At 64.7% G+C, this 21,576-nt stretch carries 20 protein-coding genes; 11 read left to right on the forward strand and 9 right to left on the reverse strand.

From position 1 onward, the window contains the following. Positions 1 to 107: 107 nt before the first annotated feature. Complete coding sequence (infC, locus tag RX329_RS00640; RefSeq protein WP_085349942.1) at positions 108 to 647, forward strand: translation initiation factor IF-3; 540 nt, start codon at positions 108 to 110, stop codon at positions 645 to 647. 117 nt (positions 648 to 764) lie between these two features. On the opposite strand, the gene RX329_RS00645 is transcribed toward infC, so the two are convergent. Beyond that, a complete protein-coding gene (locus RX329_RS00645) occupies positions 765 to 1,169 on the reverse strand; it encodes a hypothetical protein (RefSeq protein WP_085385562.1) in 405 nt (134 codons plus the stop codon). A gap of 270 nt (positions 1,170 to 1,439) precedes the next feature. On the opposite strand from RX329_RS00645, the gene rpmI reads away from it, so the two are divergent. Together rpmI and rplT are read left to right on the forward strand one after the other, a co-directional pair. Further along, positions 1,440 to 1,640, forward strand: a complete 201-nt coding sequence (gene rpmI / locus RX329_RS00650) for a 50S ribosomal protein L35 (RefSeq protein ID WP_007598540.1) — start codon at positions 1,440 to 1,442, stop codon at positions 1,638 to 1,640. A gap of 81 nt (positions 1,641 to 1,721) precedes the next feature. After that, complete coding sequence (rplT, locus tag RX329_RS00655; RefSeq protein WP_007598538.1) at positions 1,722 to 2,081, forward strand: 50S ribosomal protein L20; 360 nt, start codon at positions 1,722 to 1,724, stop codon at positions 2,079 to 2,081. A gap of 1 nt (position 2,082) precedes the next feature. On the opposite strand, the gene RX329_RS00660 is transcribed toward rplT, so the two are convergent. Continuing rightward, positions 2,083 to 2,493, reverse strand: a complete 411-nt coding sequence (locus RX329_RS00660; RefSeq protein ID WP_085362039.1) for a hypothetical protein — start codon at positions 2,491 to 2,493, stop codon at positions 2,083 to 2,085. A 150-nt stretch (positions 2,494 to 2,643) separates the two neighbouring features. On the opposite strand from RX329_RS00660, the gene pheS reads away from it, so the two are divergent. From pheS to RX329_RS00675, 3 genes are read left to right on the forward strand one after another with little or no spacing between them, the layout of a single operon-like run. Next, positions 2,644 to 3,726, forward strand: coding sequence for a phenylalanine--tRNA ligase subunit alpha (gene pheS / locus RX329_RS00665; RefSeq protein ID WP_026233010.1), 1,083 nt, complete (start codon positions 2,644 to 2,646; stop codon positions 3,724 to 3,726). Further along, positions 3,723 to 6,131: a phenylalanine--tRNA ligase subunit beta gene (gene pheT, locus RX329_RS00670; RefSeq protein WP_085362040.1), complete on the forward strand. Its 2,409-nt coding sequence runs from the start codon at positions 3,723 to 3,725 to the stop codon at positions 6,129 to 6,131. Before pheS ends, pheT begins: the two co-directional genes overlap by 4 nt. Before the next feature lie 22 nt (positions 6,132 to 6,153). Then, entirely contained in the window at positions 6,154 to 6,924 is a 771-nt protein-coding gene (locus tag RX329_RS00675) for a sulfite exporter TauE/SafE family protein (RefSeq protein ID WP_018455726.1), read from the forward strand. A 142-nt stretch (positions 6,925 to 7,066) separates the two neighbouring features. On the opposite strand, the gene RX329_RS00680 is transcribed toward RX329_RS00675, so the two are convergent. After that, positions 7,067 to 8,455 carry a flavin monoamine oxidase family protein gene (locus RX329_RS00680; protein WP_085385564.1) on the reverse strand — a complete coding sequence of 463 codons (1,389 nt, stop codon included), beginning with the start codon at positions 8,453 to 8,455 and terminating at the stop codon, positions 7,067 to 7,069. Between the two features lie 191 nt (positions 8,456 to 8,646). On the opposite strand from RX329_RS00680, the gene RX329_RS00685 reads away from it, so the two are divergent. Next, complete coding sequence (locus RX329_RS00685) at positions 8,647 to 9,615, forward strand: YiiX/YebB-like N1pC/P60 family cysteine hydrolase (RefSeq protein ID WP_085362042.1); 969 nt, start codon at positions 8,647 to 8,649, stop codon at positions 9,613 to 9,615. 162 nt (positions 9,616 to 9,777) lie between these two features. After that, a complete protein-coding gene (locus tag RX329_RS00690; RefSeq protein ID WP_317245485.1) occupies positions 9,778 to 10,935 on the forward strand; it encodes an IS30 family transposase in 1,158 nt (385 codons plus the stop codon). Here RX329_RS00690 and RX329_RS00695 read toward each other — a convergent pair. Continuing rightward, entirely contained in the window at positions 10,830 to 11,105 is a 276-nt protein-coding gene (locus RX329_RS00695) for a metal-sensitive transcriptional regulator (RefSeq protein WP_085359525.1), read from the reverse strand. The genes RX329_RS00690 and RX329_RS00695 overlap by 106 nt on opposite strands. Positions 11,106 to 11,155: 50 nt before the next feature. On the opposite strand from RX329_RS00695, the gene RX329_RS00700 reads away from it, so the two are divergent. Then, positions 11,156 to 13,591, forward strand: coding sequence for a heavy metal translocating P-type ATPase (locus RX329_RS00700; protein ID WP_085383376.1), 2,436 nt, complete (start codon positions 11,156 to 11,158; stop codon positions 13,589 to 13,591). 300 nt (positions 13,592 to 13,891) lie between these two features. On the opposite strand, the gene RX329_RS00705 is transcribed toward RX329_RS00700, so the two are convergent. Both RX329_RS00705 and RX329_RS00710 read right to left on the reverse strand, forming a co-directional pair. Then, entirely contained in the window at positions 13,892 to 14,839 is a 948-nt protein-coding gene (locus RX329_RS00705) for a hydroxymethylglutaryl-CoA lyase (RefSeq protein ID WP_085359529.1), read from the reverse strand. Further along, positions 14,836 to 16,029 (reverse strand): CaiB/BaiF CoA transferase family protein, encoded by a 1,194-nt coding sequence (locus tag RX329_RS00710; protein WP_085383377.1) that lies wholly within the window; start codon positions 16,027 to 16,029, stop codon positions 14,836 to 14,838. The genes RX329_RS00705 and RX329_RS00710 overlap by 4 nt, the downstream gene beginning before the upstream one ends. A 192-nt stretch (positions 16,030 to 16,221) precedes the next feature. On the opposite strand from RX329_RS00710, the gene RX329_RS00715 reads away from it, so the two are divergent. Both RX329_RS00715 and RX329_RS00720 read left to right on the forward strand, forming a co-directional pair. Further along, positions 16,222 to 16,962, forward strand: coding sequence for a sulfate transporter family protein (locus RX329_RS00715; RefSeq protein WP_018459591.1), 741 nt, complete (start codon positions 16,222 to 16,224; stop codon positions 16,960 to 16,962). A gap of 219 nt (positions 16,963 to 17,181) precedes the next feature. Next, positions 17,182 to 17,973, forward strand: a complete 792-nt coding sequence (locus tag RX329_RS00720) for a phytanoyl-CoA dioxygenase family protein (protein ID WP_018459592.1) — start codon at positions 17,182 to 17,184, stop codon at positions 17,971 to 17,973. A gap of 52 nt (positions 17,974 to 18,025) precedes the next feature. Here the strand turns inward: RX329_RS00720 and RX329_RS00725 are convergent, their stop codons facing one another. Genes RX329_RS00725 through nth form a run of 3 tightly spaced genes read right to left on the reverse strand, consistent with a single transcriptional unit; the run spans position 18,026 to position 21,564 of the window. Beyond that, positions 18,026 to 19,654, reverse strand: a complete 1,629-nt coding sequence (locus RX329_RS00725) for an MFS transporter (protein ID WP_018459593.1) — start codon at positions 19,652 to 19,654, stop codon at positions 18,026 to 18,028. Next, entirely contained in the window at positions 19,641 to 20,777 is a 1,137-nt protein-coding gene (locus RX329_RS00730) for an HlyD family secretion protein (RefSeq protein ID WP_085359531.1), read from the reverse strand. Before RX329_RS00730 ends, RX329_RS00725 begins: the two co-directional genes overlap by 14 nt. A gap of 34 nt (positions 20,778 to 20,811) precedes the next feature. After that, positions 20,812 to 21,564: an endonuclease III gene (gene nth, locus RX329_RS00735; protein ID WP_085383378.1), complete on the reverse strand. Its 753-nt coding sequence runs from the start codon at positions 21,562 to 21,564 to the stop codon at positions 20,812 to 20,814. Between the last annotated feature and the right edge of the window lie 12 nt (positions 21,565 to 21,576).

Here is a 21,576-nt window from a genome sequence, read left to right on the forward strand (position 1 = left end):
TGCCTCGCATTTGAGGCTTTTTCGACCGCCGCACGAGCGATTGCTTGCCGGCAACCGTATCTTCCTGCAAAATAGCCGCCTCTTTTCATAACTTTGGAGAACCACCCATTCGCCGTCCAAATAAAGCCCCGCCCACTGCCGCCAAAGACGGGCCGCGCATCAATGACGATATTCGCAATGCGCAGATCCAGCTGATCGATCAGACCGGTGACAACAAGGGCACCATCGAGACCGTCGCGGCTATCCGCTTGGCCCAGGAAGCCGGCATGGATTTGGTCGAGATCTCGCCGAACGTCAGCCCTCCCGTCTGCAAGATCATGGACTACGGGAAGTATAAGTATTCCGCGCAGAAAAAAGCCGCCGAAGCCCGCAAGCGGCAGAAGATCGTCGAGATCAAGGAGATCAAGCTCCGCCCGATGATCGACGACCACGATTACGAAGTGAAGATGCGCGCCATGCAGCGGTTCTTCGAAGAAGGCGACAAGGTCAAGATCACCCTGCGCTATCGTGGCCGCGAAATGGCGCACCAGGAGATCGGCACCAAGCTGCTCGACAAGATCAAGACCGACGTCGCCGAGCTCGCCAAGGTGGAGCAGGACGCGCGGTTCGAGGGCCGTCAGGTCGTCATGGTGCTGGCGCCGCGCTGACGCTGGTTCTTTAGGCTGAAGAATTCAACGGCCCGTCCGGATCTCCGGCGGGCCGTTTTGTTTTTTTGCCTCTCCCGCTTGCGCAAGAGAGAGCGCACCGTCCTCTGGAGGCGATAATTACGTCCTCGTCGCATGCCAGGTGCCGCTGCACTGATCGCCGGAGATGATACCCCTCCACGAACCGGCGCCGTTCACGCCAGCGAGGCGGCCGCCGCCGCTGGCATGGGAGGCCCCGACCGAGACCTGGACCGCGACGGTACCGCTGCGATTGACCTTGCCGGAGACCCGACCGCCGCCGGCGGACGACACCCGGCTGCCGGTGACGGTGAAGGGGACGCTGTAGCCCGAGCTGCAATTGCCGCGGGTGGTGGCGAAGGTGACGTTCCAGACGCCGTCATAGCCGCGGATGCGCGCATTGGCACTCGACGGACACGCGGCCATGGCGAGCACGGCCAACAGCGCCAGGCAGCGCGGGCGAGCGACATCAGTCAAGGACGACAGCGTTTGGGAAAAAGGGGGCATTCTGGTCCTGCTCCGGGTCACACGGCTCGGACATGAGGTTAGCAATTCCGGATAGTCGCCGGCTAGGTTCCACCGGTTCATCGTTGCCAATTCGCCCGTCCTCTGTCATAAGCCCAGCCTTCATTGCCCGGCTGATTAAGGGCTGCCGTGGCGGTGTCCGTGCGGGTTTCGCGCTTGTTCGTAAAACCTGAGCACAATCAACGCTCTAACGAGCATTTTGACGGCCAGCCGCCTTTGCGGGCGGATTGCTATGGCCATTAGGAGAGCCAAATGCCCAAGCTGAAGACCAAATCGGGCGCTAAAAAGCGCTTCAAGGTGACTGCCACCGGCAAAGTGATGTTCGCGCATCGTAGCAAGCGTCACGGCATGATCAAGCGGACGAAGAAGCAGATCCGGCAGCTGCGCGGCACCGCCGTGCTGTTCAAGACCGACGGCGACAACGTCAAGAAGTACTTCTTGCCGAACGCCTGATCGCGTCCACGATCATTGCCACCCGCGCCGCGGCTTTCGCGGCGATCCGAACATCAAGTCATCTTTCGAAGGATTTTTGTCATGGCTCGCGTCAAACGCGGTGTGACCGCCCACGCCAAGCACAAGAAAGTCTACAAGGCCGCCAAGGGTTTCCGCGGCCGCCGCAAGAACACGATCCGCACCGCCAAGCCGGCGGTCGAGAAGGCTCTCGTCTATGCCTTCCGTGATCGCAAGCGCAAGAAGCGGACGTTCCGCGCGCTCTGGATCCAGCGCATCAACGCCGCCGTGCGTCCGTTCGGCCTGACCTACAGCCGCTTTATCGATGGCATGGCCAAGTCCGGGATCACCGTGGACCGCAAGGTGCTGTCGGATCTCGCGATCAACGAGCCCGCGTCGTTCCAGGCGATCGCCGAAAAGGCCAAGGCCGCTCTGGCGGCCTGAGCTAGCGGCCGGCTCCGCCGGCCTTCAGCGCGCGTTGCGAGTAGCGCTGGGCGACCTCCGCCCGGCAGAATGCCGTGAACGACAGATACATGGTGCCGGATTTATTCCGGTACTTCCGGTCGCACACGCGCATCTCGCGTTGGTAAGCCTGTTTCCGCACCATGTTGAGGCCGGGCATGAAGTCCGCCTCGCATTTCTTCTCGACGGCGGCGCCGAGCTGGACATCGCCGCTCGCGGTCAATTGGCAATCCTGAAACACCTTCATCGCGCGTTCGCAGCCCTTCTGGGCACCGATGGTGTCGACGACCTCGTCCAGCGTCATGGATTTCTCCATGCAGACCATGGCGCGCGCCGGGTTGCTCGCGACAGAGAGAACGACGGCGAGAGCAGCCAGACCGGATCTTGAGAGCATCGCGAAAGTCTCCTCGTATCCTCCTTGGTGCCAGCCTCCCGCGCGAGGTTCAACCCAGCCGCTCGTCAGCCCGAATGACCGGCTTTTCGCTTGACGTTACGGCCTTCGGGCGGCGACAACCCAGCCGAATTTGGCAGCAGGGATTTGACCGTGTCCGACCTCGCAATGCTCGAAACATCCATCCTCGACCACATCGCCGCAGCCGGCGATGAGGCCGCCCTCGAAGCGGTGCGCGTCGCAGCCCTCGGCAAGAAGGGTTCGATCTCGGCGCTGCTTGCCACGCTCGGAAAAATGTCCCCGGACGAGCGCAAGACGCAAGGCGCCGCGATCAACCAGGCCAAGGACAAGGTCACTGAGGCGCTCGCGGCGCGGCGCGACGTCCTGAAATCGGCGGCCCTCGACGCGCGGCTTGCGTCGGAAACCATCGACGTCACCCTGCCGCTGCGCGATGCGCCGGCCGAGGCCGGTCGTATCCATCCGCTGAGCCAGGTCTGGGACGAGCTGACCACGATCTTCGCCGACATGGGATTCTCGGTCGCCGAAGGCCCCGATATCGAGACCGACGACTACAACTTCACCAAGCTGAATTTTCCGGAAGGCCATCCCGCGCGCGAGATGCACGACACCTTCTTCTTCCACCCGAAGGAGGACGGCTCCCGCATGCTGTTGCGCACCCACACCTCGCCGGTGCAGGTGCGCACCATGCTGAGCCAGAAGCCGCCAATCCGCGTGATCTGCCCGGGCCGCACCTATCGCATCGATTCGGACGCGACCCACACGCCGCAATTCCACCAGGTCGAAGGCCTCGTCATCGACAAGCACTCCCATCTCGGCCATCTCAAATGGATCCTGCACGAGTTCTGCAAGGCGTTCTTCGAGGTGGACCACATCAACATGCGCTTTCGGCCCTCGTTCTTCCCGTTCACGGAGCCGTCGCTGGAAGTCGACATCCAGTGCCGCCGCGACAAGGGCGAGATCCGCTTCGGCGAGGGCGAGGACTGGCTCGAGATTCTCGGCTGCGGCATGGTGCATCCGAACGTGCTGCGCGCCTGCGGCATCGATCCCGACGAGTACCAGGGCTTTGCCTGGGGCATGGGCATCGACCGCATCGCCATGCTGAAATACGGCATCGCCGATTTGCGCCAGCTGTTCGACAGCGACGTCCGCTGGCTGTCCCATTACGGCTTCAAGCCGCTCGAAGTACCGACCCTCGCGGGAGGGCTGAGCTCGTGAAATTCACTCTCTCCTGGCTGAAGGAACATCTCGAGACCGACGAGCCCTTGGACAAGCTTGCCGAGAAGCTCACCATGATCGGGCTCGAGGTCGAGAACATCGAGGACAAGGCGAAGGCGCTGAAGCCTTTCACCATCGCGAAGGTGATATCCGCCGAGCAGCATCCGAATGCGGATCGGCTGCGCGTCTGCATGGTCGACACCGGTGATGGCGGCGCACCCGTGCAGGTGGTGTGCGGGGCGCCGAATGCGCGGACGGGTCTCGTCAGCGTGTTCTCCCCGCCCGGCACCTACATTCCCGGCAAGGACATCACGCTCGGTGTCGGCACCATCCGCGGCGTCGAGAGCCGCGGCATGCTGTGCTCGGCGGCCGAACTGCAGATTTCCAACGACCATGACGGCATCATGGAATTGCCCGCGGATGCGCCGATCGGCGCTGCCTACGCCGCATGGGCCGGCCTCGGCGATCCCGTAGTCGAGATCAACCTGACGCCGAACCGGCAGGACTGCACCGGCGTGCACGGTATCGCGCGCGACCTTGCCGCCGCCGACATGGGCAAGTTCAAGGACCCCACAATCAAGCCGATCAAGGGCGAATTCCCCTGCCCGGTGAAGGTCACGGTCGAGGACGCGGTGCTGTGCCCGGGCTTCGCGCTGCGGCTCGTGCGTGGCGTGAAGAACGGGCCGTCGCCGGAATGGCTGCAGAAGCGACTGACCGCCATCGGGCTGCGCCCGATCAACGCACTGGTCGACATCACCAACTTCATGACCTACGACCGCGCACGGCCATTGCACGTGTTCGACGCGAAGAAAGTGAAGGGCAATCTCGTGGTGCGCCGCGCCCGCGACGGCGAGACGCTGCTCGCGCTTGACGGCCGCAGCTACAATCTCGATCCCGCGATTTGCGTCATCGCGGACGAGCACGGCGTCGAATCGCTTGCCGGCATCATGGGCGGCGAGGCCTCGGGCTGCGACGAGACTACCACCGACGTGCTGATCGAATCGGCGCTGTGGAACGAGATCAACATCGCCCAGACCGGCCGCAAGCTCGGCATCAATTCGGACGCGCGCTACCGCTTCGAGCGCGGTGTCGATCCGGCTTTCATGGTGCCGGGGCTGGAGCTCGCGACAAAACTCGTGCTGGAGATGTGCGGCGGCACGCCGTCCGAGAACGTCGTGGTCGGCAAGAGCTTCGGCGACGACCGCGTGATCGATTTTCCGGTGACCGAGGTCAAGCGCCTCTCGGGCATCGAGGTGCCGATGCCGGAGATGAAGCGCATCCTGACTCATCTCGGCTTCATGATGGCGGGCCCGGGGCCCGTCGTGAAGGTCGCGGTGCCGTCATGGCGGACCGACGTGCACGGCAAGGCCGACATCGTCGAGGAAGTCGTCCGCATCTACGGCGTCGACAAGGTGCCGATGACGCCGTTCGAGCGCGGCGAGGACGCACGCAAATCCGTGCTGACCCCGCTCCAGCTCCGCACCCGCCGCGCCAGGCGCGCGCTGGCGAGCCGCGGCATCATCGAAGCGGTGACCTGGTCCTTCATCACCAAGTCAGCCGCAGAGCTGTTCGGCGGCGGCCAGCGCGAACTCGAGGTCGCCAACCCGATCGCGTCGGATTTGTCCGACATGCGCCCGACCCTGTTGGCCGGCCTGATCGCGGCGGCGCAGGCCAATGCCGATCGCGGCTTGAGCGATGTCGCGCTATTCGAGGTAGGGCAGGTGTTCAAGGGCGATCGCCCGCAGGATCAGTTCATGGCGGCAAGCGGCCTCCGCCGCGGCTTTGCGTCGTCGCAAGGTCTGGGACGACACTGGTCGGGTTCGGCGCAGGCTGACGTGTTCGATGCCAAGGCCGATGCGCTCGCGGTACTCGCCGCCGCCGGCGCACCAATGCAGGCCCTTCAGATCGTCGCGGGCGGCCCGTCCTGGCTGCATCCCGGGCGCTCCGGTACGATCCAGATCGGGCCGCAAAACGTGCTCGGCTATTTCGGCGAGATGAATCCGCGCGCGCTCGAGGCGCTCGGTGCCGGCGGCCCGCTGATGGTGTTCGAGGTGATCCTCGAGCGCATCCCCGAGGCGAAGAAAAAGCCGACCCGTGCCAAGCCCGTGATCGAGCTGTCGGCATTCCAGCCTGTGTCGCGTGACTTCGCCTTCATCGTCGACCGCACCGTGAAGGGCGGCGACATCGTGCGCGCGGCTCAGAGCGTCGACAAGAAGCTGATCACCGCTGTGAACGTGTTCGACGTCTACGAAGGTAAGGGCATCGACGACGGCAAGAAGTCGATCGCGATCGCGGTGACGATTCAGCCGCGCGAAAAGACCCTGACCGACCAGGAGATCGAGGCCGTCGCCGCGAAAATCGTGGCGGAGGTGACGAAGAAGACCGGCGGCACTTTGAGAGCATGATCATGCTCGAGAATCATAGAGCATGAATCTCACTGACTTTCTTCCAAAGGACGTCAGCCTCACCATTGCGATGGCGCTCTGCGCCGTCGCTTTCGTTTCGGGCACCGCGCGCGGCTTCTCCGGCTTCGGCTCGGCGCTGATCTTCATGCCGTTGGCGAGCAGCATCGCGGCGCCGCGTCTGGTTGCCGCGCTGCTCCTCGTGATCGATTTCGTCGCGGCCGCGCCGCTGCTGCCTGACGCCTGGCGCAAGGCCGACCGCAAGGCCACCGCCGTGATCGTGCTGGGCGCGCTGGTCGGCGTGCCCGTCGGCACCTATTTCCTCAGCGTGCTCGAACCCGTTACGACGCGGTGGATCATCTCCTGCTTCGTCGCCGCGCTGTTGCTCTTGCTGCTGTCGGGCTGGCGCTATCGCGGCAAGGACCACGCGTGGCTCTCGGTCGGCATCGGCAGCCTCTCCGGCTTCTGTAGCGGGCTCGCCCAGACCGGCGGCCCGCCGATCGTCGGCTACTGGCTCGGCCGCCCGGTCGCATCGATCGTCGCGCGCGCCAACATCTTGCTGTTCTTCGGCGCGTCGGATTTCTTCTCGATGATCAGTTACGCGACCACAGGCCTGATCTCACGCGAGTCGCTTGTGCTATCGCTCATCGTCGGGCCGGTCTATGCGATCGGCGTCGCCTTCGGTGCGTCGCTGTTCGGCCGTGCCAGCGAGAAAGTGTTTCGCGCCATCTGCTACGCGCTGATCGCGCTCGCGGTGATCGCGGGACTGCCGCTGCTGGACGGGGTGTTACGGTAAGTCTCTCCGCGAGTCGTCCTGGCGAAAGCCAGGACCCATTACCCCAGCGTTTGTACCGCGAGCTGGCCACCAAAAGTCTTCGCCAAACGACTTCTGGGGTCATGGGTCCTGGATCTGCGCTGCGCTTGTCCAGGTCAATTGCCTATTGCCGCGGCGCTCGCCGCTTCTTCGTGGACTGCGTCGGGACATCGGCCGGCTCGTCCTTGAGCGCGCCGATCTTGCGCAAGGCCGCGTCCGCGGCGCGCTCGCCGCTTTCCCAGGCGCCGTCGACGGTGCCCCAGAGCGTCTCGTGCGTGGCTTCGCCGGCGAGGAACATGTTGCCGATCGGCTCGGTCAGGATTTTTCGCGAGAACTGACCGCCGGGCGAGGCCGCCGACATCGCACCCATCACGAACGGCGAGGCATTCCAGCGCGTCACGCTGGCTTTCTGCACGGCTGCGGCGACTTCGCTGCCGAACAGCTTCGTGATCCATTCTCTGGCGAAGGCCGTCATCGCCTTCTCGCCTTGCTGGGTGAGATCACGGCCGAACGAGCCGCCGACATCGATCGAGCACAGCGAGGAGCCGCCGATATTGGCGAACATCAGCGCCGTGCGCGTCGAGTTGCTCTGCTCGATCAGGATGTCGTCGCGCGACAGGCCGAGCGGATTGCCCGGTAGCTGCAGCACGATGTGATCGTAGCTCCCGAGCGTGAGCTTTGATGCGGCATCGAGCGTGCGCTTCGGAATGTCAGGCCCGAACTTGATCGCGCCCGAGGTCAGGACATTAGTCGAGACCGTAATGATGGCCGCGCGGGCGGCGATCCTGCCGGCCTGTGTCTCCACGCTGACGTCGCGATTGCTCCAGACGATCCGGCTCGCCGGTGTCGACAGCGCGACCGGCGCCTGCTCACCCAGTTTGGTGATCAGGGTCCCCAGGCCCTGGCGGCAGGCGATCGCGGCGTTGCGATCCTGTGCACGCGCCTTGTCGATCGCAGACAGCTCCTTCAGGTCCTTGCCGGCGAAGCTCGCACCCAGCATGAACTCGGCCGCCCCGGCCCAGTCGCCGAGATCCTTCGGCAGCACCGAGGCGCAGGCGGTATCGAGCTTGCCGCGCGCGGCCTCGTCGATGGCGCGGTTGGCCCGGACCAACGCCGCCAGGAACTCCTCGGTCTCGCCGGCCCGTGCGTTGCGGCGGCCGATGCGCATCTTCTGGCCTGAGGGCGCCGGCAGAACGTCGAGCCCGGCACTGCGCGCCAGCCGGATCATCGGATTGGTGTCGGGATTGTGCATCCAGCGCGCGCCGCGATCGAACGGCGCGTCGAAGGTGGTCGTATCCGTGATGCAGCGGCCGCCGATCTGCGACGCAGCCTCCACCACCACGACCTTGCGATTGGCCGCCATGATACGCCGCGCCGCGGCAATTCCCGCCGCGCCCGCGCCGATCACGACAATGTCAGCCTCGCGCGGCAGGGTCGCGGCGGTCGCGCGCAGGACCGGCATCGCGGCAAGGCCCGCCGACGCCGATAGGAAGCTGCGGCGCGTGATTGTCATGTCATGGTTTCCGGAGACTTGCGGCAAACGGGAACAGCTAGCGAACCTTGCCGTATCTGATGTTGCGCGGCAACCATCATGGTGAATCAATCGTGCTTGATGTCACAAATCGATGAACCGAATTGCAACACGTTCCGACCATGGTAGAGAAGAGAAAAAGACGGCCGGAAAAGGCCGTGGGGGAGTTTGAAATGGGGACGGTCCTGGATTCAGTCGGCAAGCTGATTGCCGCGTACCTCTCGAAGGAGGTGCCGGGCTATGAGCCGTTCACGCCGAGCGACCCCGAGCATCTGCGCGGCGTCATCGAGCCCGGCGACGTGCTGCTGGTCGAGGGCAACAACCGCATCTCGGGCATCATCAAATATCTGACGCAGTCGACCTGGTCCCACGGCGCACTCTATGTCGGCCCGATCGAGGGTGCGGAAGAGCCCGACGGCGAGCCGCACGTGCTGATCGAGGCCAATATCGGCGAAGGCGTCACCTCCGCGCCGCTGTCGAAATATTTCCCCTATCACACCCGCGTCTGCCGCCCGGTCGGGCTGTCCTATGAGGACCGCACCACGGTCTGCCGCTATGCGATCAACCGCATCGGCTTCGGCTACGACACCAAGAACATCGTCGACCTGATGCGCTTTCTGTTTCCGCTGCCGATCCCGCAGCGCTGGCGGCGCCGCATGATCTCGATCGGCTCGGGCGATCCCACCAAGATCATCTGCTCGGCCCTGATCGCGCAAGCCTTCGACGCCGTGCGTTACCCGATCCTGCCGAAAATCACAAAGGCCGGCAGCCGCGCCGCCCGCCGCGAGATCCTGCACATCCGCGATTCCTCGCTCTACATGCCCCGCGACTTCGACATCTCGCCCTATTTCGAAGTCGTCAAACCCACCATCGTGCACGGCTTCGACTACACCGCCTTGCACTGGGCCGACAAGCAGAAGCCGCTCGAGGAGGTAGCCGGCACCTTCGGTGTGTTTCCAGAAACGTTCAGTGCGCCGCCGCTCGTTCCTGAAGCGATTGACGAAGAGGCGCCGGTTCCGGCTGAAGAAGTGATGCGTGAGGCGGCTGCGGAGATGAGCATCGCCTTCTCCGAGCATTTTGTGCTGCTGAACGATCTCGCAAAGTACCGCGCACGGGCACAGACGCGGGCGATGGCGGCGTAACTCCGCCGTCGTCCTGGCGAAAGCCAGGACCCATTATCCCAGGAAGAAGTTTGGCAAGAACCGGCCGTTCGGTACAGCTACCGCGTTCGATCGATAAACTCCGCGGTATGGGTCCCCTGAGTTCACAAACGAAGTGCAACACTTCCATCTGGAGGTGTTGCCATGGGGCGGACTTACAAACAGCTCTCCCTTGACGATCGATGCGAGATTGCCCGCCTTTCGGCCAATGGCGGCTCGGTCGGGCAAATCGCGGCAGCTTTGGATCGGCCGCCATCAACGATCTCTCGGGAGCTGAGGCGGAACCGTGGCAGGCAAGTCGGCTACAAGCCAAGCTATGCTCAGCAGCAGACCCGGGCGCGGCGCTGGAAGGGCTCTCGCCTCGAGCGGGACGCCAGCTTGCGCCGCGAGGTCTTGGCAGGCTTGAGCCGCGGTTGGTCACCCGAACAGGTCGCAGGCAGGCTGGCCCGGGAACGTGGCCGTAGGGTGATCTCCTGCGAGAGCATCTACCGCTTCATCTACGCCCAGATCACACGCACGACGGACTTCACCTGGCGGCGCTATCTGCCTCGAGGCAAGAGCAAGCGAGGCCACCGCGGCAAACGAGGCGGGAGCCCCGCAAGCTTCATCGAAGGCCGTGTTTCGCTGGCAGAACGGCCTGCCGAGGTCGCCGATCGCAAAGTCCCGGGCCACTGGGAAGCCGATCTGATGATGTTCTCCAAATACCGGCAGGCCATCCTGGCCGTCCACGAGCGAACCTCGCGCCTGCTGCTCGCCGTTCCCATCGAACGCAAGTTCGCCGCCGGTATCGCTAGCCATCTCGTACGCCTGTTCAAAGCCGTACCGGAGGCACTGCGCCGTACCGTCACCTTCGACAACGGCACCGAGTTCGCCGCCCACCTTTCCTTGCAGAGCCTCTTGATGAAGACCTTCTTCTGCGACCCGCACGCGCCGTGGCAAAAGGGCGGCATCGAGAACGCCATCGGCCGCTTGCGCCGCTTCATCCCCCGAAAGACCGACCTCGAAAAGCTCCCAACCAGGCGCTTCCGTCAGTCCATTGCCGCCTACAACAACACCCCGCGCAAATGCCTTGACTTCAGAACCCCGGCAGAGGCCTTCTCCTCTCAACTGTTGCACTTCGAGTGTGAATCCACCTCCTGGCTTTCGCCAGGACGACGTTGGCGGATAGCCCCTCACAATGGCGGGCGAGTAAGAGACTACCGCTCCGCCCGCCCAATCACCGCCATCAGCTCCGCGATCTTCTCGCGCTGGTCCGCCCTGTCGCCGCTCGCGATCGCATGCTCGACGCAATGGGCGACGTGATCTTTCAGAACCTCTTCCTCGACCCGGCGCAAGGCGGCGCGCACCGCCGAGATCTGCGTGACGATGTCGATGCAATAGCGATCCTCCTCGACCATTTTCGAAAGGCCGCGAACCTGCCCCTCGATCCGGCCGAGACGTTTGCCGACAGATGCCTTGATGTCCTTGCGCATGCCGACTATATACCCCCCCAGGGTATGACTTGCAAGGCCGGAGCGTGGCAATGAACGACGCCGAACACGAGCACCGTCACAACGCGGAAACACGTTCCGGATGCGGCTGTGGCAGCAAAGCTCCGCCGGTCGCCAAGCCCGCGGCCTCCTCCTGCTGCGGCGGGCACGGCGATCACGCGCATGACCACGGCGCCGCGGCAACAGTCCGCGATCCCGTCTGCGGCATGACCGTCGATCCTGCGACCTCAAAACACCGGTTCGACCATCACGGCGAGACCTTCCATTTCTGCTCGGCCGGCTGCCGCACCAAATTCGCTGCCGACCCCGCAAAATATCTCGCCAAGGAGAAGACACCCCAACCCGAGATGCCCGCAGGCACGATCTACACCTGCCCGATGCATCCGCAGATCCGCCAGGCCGGACCTGGCACCTGCCCGATCTGCGGCATGGCGCTGGAGCCGGAAGTGGCGAGCCTGGAGACCGGTCCCAATCCCGAGCTTGCCGACATGACGCGGCGGTTCTGGATCGGCGGCGCGCTGGCGCTGCCGGCCGTCGTGCTGGAGATGGGCGGCCATCTCGCGGGCCCGCACAATTGGATCGATGCGACGCTGTCGAATCGGATCCAGCTCGTCTTTGCAACGCCAGTGGTGCTGTGGGCCGGCTGGCCGTTCTTCGTCCGCGGCTGGCAGTCGCTGCTGACGCGCAACCTCAACATGTTCACGCTGATCGCGATGGGCACGGGCGTCGCCTATGTCTACAGCCTGATCGGCACCATCACGCCGCAGATTTTCCCTGCCACCTTCCGCGGCCACGAAGGCGCGGTCGCGGTTTATTTCGAGGCAGCGGCCGTCATCACCGTGCTGGTGCTGCTCGGTCAGGTGCTGGAGCTGCGCGCCCGCGATGCGACGTCGGGTGCGATCAAGGCGCTGCTGCAGCTCGCCCCGAAGACCGCGCGCCGCATCGATACCGACGGCGGCGAGCACGAGGTCGAGATCGACGCCCTTCATGCCGGTGACCGCTTGCGCGTGCGTCCGGGCGAAAAAGTGCCGGTCGACGGCGTCATTCTGGAGGGCCGTTCCTCGCTCGACGAGTCGCTGGTAACAGGCGAGTCCATGCCGGTCACCAAGGAGACGGGCGCGAAGGTCATCGCGGGCACGCTCAACCAGTCCGGCAGCTTCATCATGCGCGCCGACAAGGTCGGGCGTGAGACGCTGCTGTCGCAGATCGTGCAGATGGTCGCGGACGCGCAGCGCTCGCGCGCGCCGATCCAGCGTCTCGCCGACCAGGTCGCGGGCTGGTTCGTGCCGGCGGTGATCGCCGTTGCCGTCATCGCGTTCGCAGCCTGGGCCTGGTTCGGACCGGAGCCGCGGCTGGCCTTCGGCCTCGTCGCCGCCGTCAGCGTGCTGATCATCGCCTGCCCCTGTGCGCTTGGCCTGGCGACTCCGATGTCGATCATGGTCGGCGTCGGCCGCGGCGCGCAGGCAGGCGTGCTGATCAAGAACGCCGAGGCGTTGGAACGGATGGAGAAGATCGACACACTGGTGGTCGACAAGACCGGCACGCTGACCGAGGGCAAGCCGAAGGTGGTCGCGATCGTGCCGGCGGCCGGCTTCGCGGAAGATGACATCCTCCGCTTAGCCGCCAGCGTGGAGCGCGCCAGCGAGCATCCTCTGGCCGACGCGATCATGCGCGCGGCGAAGGAGAAGCAGCTCGCGCTGGGCCAGGTCGAGCAATTCGATTCGCCGACAGGCAAGGGCGCCACCGGCAAGGTCGACGCCAAAACCATCGTGCTCGGCAATGCCAAATATCTGATGTCGATCGGCATCGACACCAAAACGCTCGATGGCGAGGCCGAACGGCTGCGCGGCGATGGCGCGACCGTGATCAACATGGCCGTCGACGGCCGGCTCGCCGGCCTGTTCGCGATCGCCGATCCGGTCAAGGCTTCCACGCCGGAGGCGCTGAAGGCACTCGCGGCCGAAGGCATCAAGGTCATCATGCTGACCGGCGACAACCGCACCACGGCGGAGGCTGTCGCGCGCAGGCTCGGCATCGCCGATGTCGAGGCCGAGGTGCTGCCGGATCAGAAGAGCGCGGTGGTGACAAAGCTGCAGAAGGCCGGCCGCAGCGTCGCGATGGCTGGCGACGGCGTCAACGACGCGCCAGCGCTGGCCGCAGCCGAAGTCGGCATCGCCATGGGCACCGGCACGGACGTGGCGATGGAGAGCGCCGGCGTCACCTTGCTGAAGGGCGATCTGACCGGCATCGTGCGTGCGCGAAAACTGTCGCAGGCGACGATGAGCAACATCCGGCAAAACCTGTTCTTTGCCTTCATCTACAACGCCGCAGGCATTCCGATCGCGGCCGGAATCCTTTATCCAACGTTCGGCGTGCTGCTGTCGCCGATCATCGCCGCGGCCGCGATGGCGCTGTCCTCGGTCAGCGTCGTTGGAAACGCGCTGCGGCTACGGGCAACGCGGCTGTGAGCGAGCGCCTTCTCTCTCGCACCGTTCACGAAACGCGGTAAGATGCGCGTAGCCTGGACGAAGCGGAGCCGACGAAGGCACGCCAGCACGCGCACCGGCATGAGTAGATTTGCCGCGCAGGCGGTGCGTTCCCCTCTCCCCTTGTGAGAAAGGGTGGCTCGCCGCGAAGCGGCGAGACGGGTGAGGGGTATGTCTCCGCGACTACTTTCCTTCGAGCTTGCGGAGAGAGACCCCTCATCCGGCGCTTCGCGCCACCTTCTCCCGCAAGGGGGAGAAGGGAAGGGCGTTCCGCTTGCGGATTTAAGCCGCCTTCGCCGCGCTCCCACCCGGCAATCCCGCCTGAGCGAGGCCGCCGTAGAGCTGCTCGTTCGGCATCTCCTCGCGCAGGATCCTGCGCACCGTGATCAGCTTCTCCAAATCGATGCCGGTCGCAAAGCCCTTGCTCTCGCACAGGAACACGAGATCCTCGAACACGACATTGCCGGTCGCACCGGGGGCAAAGGGGCAGCCACCGAGGCCGCCGAGCGAGCCGTCGAGGATCCGCGCGCCTTCGTCGAGCGCCGCGGCCGCGTTCGCGATGCCCATGCCGCGGGTATCGTGTAGATGGATGCAGATCGGCTTCGACCCTGCGAGCTTCACCGCGGCGCGCGTCAGCTCCGCCACCTGCTTCGGCCCGGCATAGCCCACGGTGTCGGCGATGCCGACGAAATCGACACCGGCTTCGAGGCATTTGTCGACCAGCCGCAGCACTTCTGCAGGGTCGACCGCCCCGGTGATCGAGCAGCCCAGCGCCATCGAGATCGCCGCGTTGACGAGCGGCTTGTGGCTGGTGGCATCGCGCATCTCGCACAGGCGTTTCAGATTGGCGATGGCGGACTCGCGCGAGCGGTGCGCATTGGCCTGGCTGTGCTCTTCCGTCGCAGAGACCACGGAGGCGATTTCGCCGACGCCGGATTCCAGCGCCTCGTTCACGCCGCGTTCGTTGAGCGCAAGCGCGATGCCATGCGCGCCGGACAATGAAGCGACGGTCGCGACGACATCACGAACATCGACGAATTGCGGAAAAGTCTTCGCCGGCAGGAACGAGCCGACCTCGAAATGCCGCACGCCAGCGGCATATTCCTCGCGCACCCAGCGTTGCTTGGCGTCGGTGGACGGAATTTTCTTCACGAGCTGGAGCCCGTCGCGCAGGGCGACTTCGCGCAGGCTGACGCGTTCTGCGGGGTAAATCTCCTGAATCCGGCTCATCCGCGCCTCCCTGTTGTTTTTGACGTGACATCTTCATTTTCATTGTCGATCTCGGCGCGAACGGCCGCAGTGTCGGCGCCGAGCGGCGCGACCCTCAGGCCTTCGCCGATATGGCTGCCGTTCCATTCGATCGGCAGCGCCGGCACCCGGAACGGCTTGCCGTCGGCGGTGACATTGTTGACGAGCCCGCCCGGCCGCAGCACATGCGGATCGGTGAAGAGATCCTCGGGCCGGTTGATCGGCGAAAAGCAGATGTTGAGCGCATCGAGCCTCTCGGACAGTCTTGCCACGTCCCACTGCCTGATGATCCCGGCCGCGCGCGGAATGATCCGGCCACGCGCCAGGATGCGATCGGTCGTGGTGCGCAAGGCGGGATCATCGAGGAATTCAGTCAGGCCGAACTCGCGGCAAAAGCTCTGCCAATGGCCTTCGGTGACGACGCCGATGAAGATGCGCTCGCCGCCGGCGGTCTCGAAGATGTCATAGATTGGCCAGGCATGCTCGCGCTCCGGCATCGAGCGCGGCTTGTTCCCGGTCATCTCGTATTCGACCATGTGCTGGGCAACCAGAAACAGGCAGTTCTCGAACAGGCCGATGCGGATGTCGGCGCCGTCGCGTTTTCCTCCGCGCTTCTGATAGAGCGCCGCGAGGATCGCGATCACACCGAACATGCCGCCCATGATGTCGTTGGCGGACGAGCCGACGCGCTGGGGCTTTTCGCTGGTGCCGGTCATGGCGGCAAGGCCCGCCATCATCTGCACCACCTCGTCGAGCGCGGGGCGGTGCTCGTAGGGACCGGAGAGGAATCCCTTGTGGCCGGCAATGATCAGACCCGGATGCCGGCGGCGCAATTCGTCCGCGCCAAGCCCCTGCTTACCGAGCTGGCCGTCGCGAAAATTCTCAAGGAACACGTCGGCGGTCGCCAGCAGCCGGTGCATGGTGTCGCGATCCTCAGTCTTCTCGAAATCCAGCACCACGCTGCGCTTGCCGCGGTTGAACAATGGGAAAAAGGCGGTCCCCATGCCCCCCAAGCTCCGGGTCTTGTCGCCCGCACGCGGCTCGACCTTGATCACGTCGGCTCCGAGCTGCGCCAGGATCATGCCGCAGGTCGGGCCCATGACCATGTGGGTCATCTCGACCACGCGCACGCCTGCAAGCGGCAATCCGTCCGCCGATTCTTCCATCGCCATATGCGCCTGTTCCTTTGCCGCGCTGGTTCCGCTTGTTGTCAAGCGGGTTGGTGGAGCAACGGTCTTGCCGAATTCATCGTGGCTTCGTTGATGCCAGCGGTCAATCCGGCCATAAGCGGTGCCGCCGATCTCCCTTGCCGAAGTGGCCCGGGGTGTCTACCTCTCGCGGGTGATTTCGTGAGAGGAACTCCCATGCTGGATGCCGCCGTCAAGGCGCTGTCACAAATGATCTCGCCGCCGATGCGCTCGATCCTGTGGCGGTCGATCGGCGTCGCACTGGTGCTGATCATCGTGCTGGCGATCGGCTTGCAGCGGCTGCTGAGCTGGTTTGCGACCTATGGCGAGGCGTGGCTGGAAGGCCTGCTCGGTCCGGGTTGGCACTCATCGCTCGAGGTGTTGTCCTGGATCATTTCGATCGCCGCGGGCCTCGGCGTCGTGTTCGGGGCTGTGTTCCTGATGCCCGCGATCACCTCCCTGGTTGCGAGCGTGTTCGTCGACGACGTCGCCGACATCGTCGAGCGCGAGCACTATCCGGCGGAGCGGCCGGGGATCGCGCTGCCGTTCAGCCAGGCGATCTACGAGGGCGTCAAGACCGCGCTGCTGACGATCCTGGTCTATCTGGTCGCATTACCGCTGGTGCTTTTCGCCGGCGCCGGTTTCCTGGTCTTCTTCCTCGCCACGGCCTGGCTGCTCGGCCGCGAATATTTCGAGCTCGCGGCGATGCGGTTTCGCTCGCCGGAGGAAGCCAAGGCGATGCGGCGCGACAACGCCGCCACCATCTTCACCGCGGGCCTGTTCATCGCAGCCTTCGTCTCGATCCCGATCGTCAATCTGGCGACGCCGATCTTCGCCATGGCCTTCATGGTTCACATGCACAAGCGGCTGTCAGGTCCGCGGCCCGAGCTGATCGAGCCGGCGCGGCAGATGCGGTAGGTCAAGCGGACTTGGCGGCGCGCTCGTACGACGCCCCCTCGTAGAGGCGCTCTGCGTCCCGCTTGTCTTGATTTTGCTCTCCGCCGCCGTAAGGTACGTAGCATGATTTTCATGTCCACATTCTTCCCGCTGATCTGAGCGACCAAGTCGTTCCGGCGTATCGCGCCAATCAGATCAAGACGGCTGCGCTGACGCGGTGGCCGAACGGAGAAATGTGCAATGCCCAAAACCGAGCGCATCGGCGTGACCTCTCATCGGGTCCTAAACTTCATCGACGACGGTTTCATCAAGATCGAGAACGCCTTCAGCACGCACCTTGCGGAACAATGCAGGGACGAATTGTGGGCGGATATTGGTCTATCGCCACACGAGCCCGAAAGCTGGACCCAGCCGGTCATTCGGGTGGGATCCAAGACCTCGCCACCATTCATTGAAGCCGCCAACACGCCGATCCTGCACGAAGCCTATGACCAACTCGCGGGTGACCGCCGCTGGATCGCGCCCAATGCGCTCGGAACTTTTCCGGTCCGCTTTCCCTCACCGGAATCCCCTGGTGATGATGGCTGGCATGTGGACATGAGTTTCGGCTTCGATAATCCGGATTTCATGCAGTGGCGCGTCAATGTGAAGAGCAGCGGACGCGCATTGCTGATGCTCTTCCTGTTCTCGGGCGTAGGCCCTGAGGATGCGCCAACGAAGATACGGAAAGGTTCGCACGCCACCATCGCCCGGGAGCTGCTGCCCTATGGCGATGCAGGCGCAACGCTGGAGCAGATCTCTGCCAACGGTTACGCTTCTACGGAAGATTGCGACGTTGAACTGGCAATCGGTGCGGCAGGGACCGTTTATCTCTGCCATCCATTCCTGGTTCACGCCGCGCAACCTCACCGGGGGAAGCGCCCGCGTTTCATGGCACAGCCGCCGCTGCTGCCAACAGGCGAGTTCGACCCGGCGTTGCCACCCTCGCCGGTTCAGATCGCCATCCGTCGGGCTTGTGGTCTGACGTTATAGTCAGAGCCAACCCGGACCGTCGCTCGGCGCGTGGGTCGTCTGGATCCTGAACCTACGTCAGGGGCACTCCGCATCTGCGCAACAGCATCCTGGCGAAGCCGAACGGCGCCGGCGTGAACGGGCCGGGCGGGGCACGGGTGACTAGGGCGACGACGCCGAGCGCCGCCATCGCGACCCAGAAGCACAGCCAGAAGCCGTCGATATAGGCGAGCACATTGGCCTCGCGCTGGACGAGGCCGGCGAGCGTACCGACCGCGCGTGCCTGTGCCGAGCCGGCACCATGGGCCGCAAAATGGTCGGCGAGCTGTTTCAGCATGCGGACCACGTCGACGTCGCCGACACCGAGATTCTGGCCGAGATAGAAGGAATGGATCTGCTCGCGGACGCGCAGCCACGTCCCCATCAACGCGACGCCGATCTCGGCGCCACCCAGCCGCATGATCTGGATATAGGCGGCAAACGAGGTGGCACGGCTCGGATCGGAGTTGGACAGCAGCGTGATGATCAGCGGCAGCAAGGTCAGCGACTGCCCGATCGCCTGGAGCAGCACGATGCCCGCGAAATCCTCGCGCGCCCAATCATGGCTGAGCTGCGTGCCCCAGAGATTGGCGGCAGCGAAGCAGGCAAATCCCACGACCACCACCGTCCGCGTATCGAAGTGCCGCAGCAGCCAGATCGAGAGCGGCACCAGCACGAACATTGGCAAGGCGCCATAGGTGAGCAGCAGCAAGCCACTCTGCTCCGGCCTGAGCAGGGCGATGGTGGCGAGGAAGTTCGGCACCAGCGACGCGTTGGAGAGGCTGGTCAGCGTGTAGAGCAGGATCAGGACCAGCCCCAGGCCGATATTGCGCGAGAACAAGACGTTCACATGCGCCCAGGGCTGCCGCACCAGGGACTCGTTGACGAGGAAGCCCGCGACCAGCACCGCGCCGGCAATGATCAACGCCATCACAGTCCCCGACCCCAGCCAGTCCAGACGGTTGCCCTGGTCGAGCCCGGCATAGATCATCGAGACGCCGGCGCCGAGCAGCAGCATGCCGCCCCAATCGGCGTCGCGCAGCAAAGCGCGATTCACCGGCTCGTTCGGCGTGCCCCAATAGACCATCAGGCCCATCAGCGGCGCGATCAGGACGCTCTGCCAGTACAGCCATTGCCAGCCGAGATGGTCGACATAGAAGCCGACCAGCGAGCTCGATGTATCGAGCGCGAAGCCGACGCGGATCGAATAGATCGAGATCGCCGGAAGCCACCAGCGGATCGGTAAATTGCGGAACACGATCATCAGCGTCGCCGGCACGAAGGTGCCGAGCAGGAGGCCATGCACGACGCTGAGCGCGAGCAATGTCGGATAGTCGTGCACGAACGGGATGATCAGCGAGACCGCGGCATAGACGAGGCTGGGGATACCCAGCACGCGACGCAGGCCGAATACGGTGGCAAGCCAGGCCACCGCGGGCGCGATGAAGATCTGCGAGCCGATGCCCGCCGTGGAGAGCCATGCGCCTTCGTCGAACGAGAGCGAGAACGCGCCGCGCAGGTCCGGCAGGCCAATCGTGGTCAGCCGGCTGTCAAAATTGGCGAGGAACGAGCCGAGCAGCACCGCCGCCACCGCAAACAGCGGCTGCGGGGCGACGCCGCCGCGCGAGAGCGGTCCGCGACTGGAATCGTCATTTTCCGCCATTGCCGGCCTTGGTGTCGATGCTGGTGACGACCGACATGCCCGGCACCAGCCGCGCCAGCAGCGGCTGGTTGTCGTCGAACTGGATGCGCACGGGAATGCGCTGCACGACTTTGGTGAAGTTGCCGGTTGCGTTGTCCGGCGGCAGCAGCGCGACCTGCGCGCCGGTCGCGGGCGCAATGCGCTCGACCCGGCCGCGCAGCTTCTCGCGCGGGAAACTGTCGACGGTGATCTCGACCGGCTGACCCGGTGCGACGTGGGTAAGCTGGGTCTCCTTGTAATTCGCGATCACATAGACCTTCGGCAACGGCACGACGTTGATGAGGTTGGTGCCGATGTTGACGTAGTCGCCGGGCTGGACCTGTCGCTCGCCGACGACGCCATCGAACGGCGCGGATATCTTGGTGTAGCCGAGCTTTAGCTTCGCGCTCGCCAGCGTCGCCTTGGTCGCTTCGAGATCGGCCGCGCGCTGCTTCCTGGTGCCTTGCAGGACTTCGAGCTGGTGCTGCTGGGCCGCGATCACGGCGCGGCTCGCGCGCACGTCGGCCTGCGCCTTGGCATAGCCTGCGACCGCCTGTTCGAAGCGCTGCCGCGTACCGGATTCGGTCTGCGACAGCGACTGCTGACGCTCCTGCTCCTGCCGCGCCTCGACCTCCACGGCTTCGGCCGAGAGCCGCGCGGCTTGCGCCTGCGCGATCGTCGCATATTGCAGCTCGATCTGGTTCGCCAGATTGTCGAGCACGGCCTGCGCAGCGGCGACCGCCGCTTCGGCCTGCGCGACTTGCGTCTCATAGTCGGCAGGATCGATCTGGATCAGGAGATCGCCGGCCTTGACGCGCTGGAAGTCGGTGACCCCGACGGTCAGCACTTCGCCGGAGACGCGACTGGCGAGCCGCGTCAGCTCGGCGCGCACATAGGCGTCGTTGGTGGTCTGGACCACCGAATTGCCGACCCATTCGTCGAGGCGCTGCGTTGCAAGCGCGACGAAGCCGAGCGCGACGATCACCGCGAACAGCGGAATCGCGAGCCGGCTCCAGAGCGAACTCGCCGGTGGCTGCGTTGGCTTCGGTGGCGGCGCCGGTGTAGCAGGAGGTGGCGATGGCGAGATTTGTTCCTGCTGACTCACGCTAGACTCCAAACCACTTTCCCGAACGCTATTTTCAGACCGTCTTTTCCGGCCACCGGCAGAGATCGTTGATCAGGCAAACCTCGCAGCGCGGCTTGCGCGCGAGGCAAGTATAGCGGCCATGCAGGATCAGCCAATGATGGGCATGCAGCATGAACTCGGCCGGGATCACCTTTTCGAGACCGAGCTCGACCTCCAGCGGCGTCTTGCCGGGCGCAAGTCCGGTCCGGTTGCCGACGCGGAAGACATGCGTATCGACCGCCATGGTGTGCTCGCCGAAGGCCATGTTGAGCACGACATTGGCGGTCTTGCGCCCGGCGCCGGGCAACGACTCGATCCCGGCGCGCGTGCGCGGCACCTCGCCGCCGAACTCGCTGAGCAGCTTCGCCGACAGCGCGATGACGTTTCTGGCCTTGGTGCGATAGAGCCCGATGGTCTTGATGTACTCGCGCAGGCGTTCCTCGCCGAGGTCAAGCATCTTCTGGGGCGTGTCGGCGACCGCAAACAGCGCGCGCGTCGCCTTGTTGACGCCGGCGTCAGTCGCCTGTGCCGACAGCACCACGGCAACCAGCAGCGTGAACGGATTGACGTGCTCGAGCTCCCCCTTTGGCTCCGGGTTAGCCTTGCGGAAACGGCTGAAGGCCTCGCGGACTTCGGGCGGCGTCCAGGGTTTCATGGCTTTGAGAGATTTCTTGCCGGGGGCCTTGGGCTTCGCGGCGGCCACCTTCGCCTTTTTCTTCGGCACGGACGTTTTGCGGGGGGCCGGCTTGCGGGTGATTTTCGCCATGATCGGGATATA

Source organism: Bradyrhizobium sp. BWC-3-1 (genome assembly GCF_032917965.1).
Taxonomy (GTDB): Bacteria; Pseudomonadota; Alphaproteobacteria; order Rhizobiales; family Xanthobacteraceae; genus Bradyrhizobium; species Bradyrhizobium canariense_D.

Bases quoted from the DNA above. Each gene is read 5' to 3' on its own strand.
- RX329_RS00645 (WP_085385562.1), bottom strand. From the start codon at position 1,169: ATGCCCCCTTTTTCCCAAACGCTGTCGTCCTTGACTGATGTCGCTCGC.
- rpmI (WP_007598540.1), top strand. From the start codon at position 1,440: ATGCCCAAGCTGAAGACCAAATCGGGCGCTAAAAAGCGCTTCAAGGTG.
- rplT (WP_007598538.1), top strand. From the start codon at position 1,722: ATGGCTCGCGTCAAACGCGGTGTGACCGCCCACGCCAAGCACAAGAAA.
- RX329_RS00660 (WP_085362039.1), bottom strand. From the start codon at position 2,493: ATGCTCTCAAGATCCGGTCTGGCTGCTCTCGCCGTCGTTCTCTCTGTC.
- RX329_RS00675 (WP_018455726.1), top strand. From the start codon at position 6,154: ATGAATCTCACTGACTTTCTTCCAAAGGACGTCAGCCTCACCATTGCG.
- RX329_RS00680 (WP_085385564.1), bottom strand. From the start codon at position 8,455: ATGACAATCACGCGCCGCAGCTTCCTATCGGCGTCGGCGGGCCTTGCC.
- RX329_RS00685 (WP_085362042.1), top strand. From the start codon at position 8,647: ATGGGGACGGTCCTGGATTCAGTCGGCAAGCTGATTGCCGCGTACCTC.
- RX329_RS00690 (WP_317245485.1), top strand. From the start codon at position 9,778: ATGGGGCGGACTTACAAACAGCTCTCCCTTGACGATCGATGCGAGATT.
- RX329_RS00695 (WP_085359525.1), bottom strand. From the start codon at position 11,105: ATGCGCAAGGACATCAAGGCATCTGTCGGCAAACGTCTCGGCCGGATC.
- RX329_RS00700 (WP_085383376.1), top strand. From the start codon at position 11,156: ATGAACGACGCCGAACACGAGCACCGTCACAACGCGGAAACACGTTCC.
- RX329_RS00705 (WP_085359529.1), bottom strand. From the start codon at position 14,839: ATGAGCCGGATTCAGGAGATTTACCCCGCAGAACGCGTCAGCCTGCGC.
- RX329_RS00710 (WP_085383377.1), bottom strand. From the start codon at position 16,029: ATGGCGATGGAAGAATCGGCGGACGGATTGCCGCTTGCAGGCGTGCGC.
- RX329_RS00715 (WP_018459591.1), top strand. From the start codon at position 16,222: ATGCTGGATGCCGCCGTCAAGGCGCTGTCACAAATGATCTCGCCGCCG.
- RX329_RS00720 (WP_018459592.1), top strand. From the start codon at position 17,182: ATGCCCAAAACCGAGCGCATCGGCGTGACCTCTCATCGGGTCCTAAAC.
- RX329_RS00725 (WP_018459593.1), bottom strand. From the start codon at position 19,654: ATGGCGGAAAATGACGATTCCAGTCGCGGACCGCTCTCGCGCGGCGGC.
- nth (WP_085383378.1), bottom strand. From the start codon at position 21,564: ATGGCGAAAATCACCCGCAAGCCGGCCCCCCGCAAAACGTCCGTGCCG.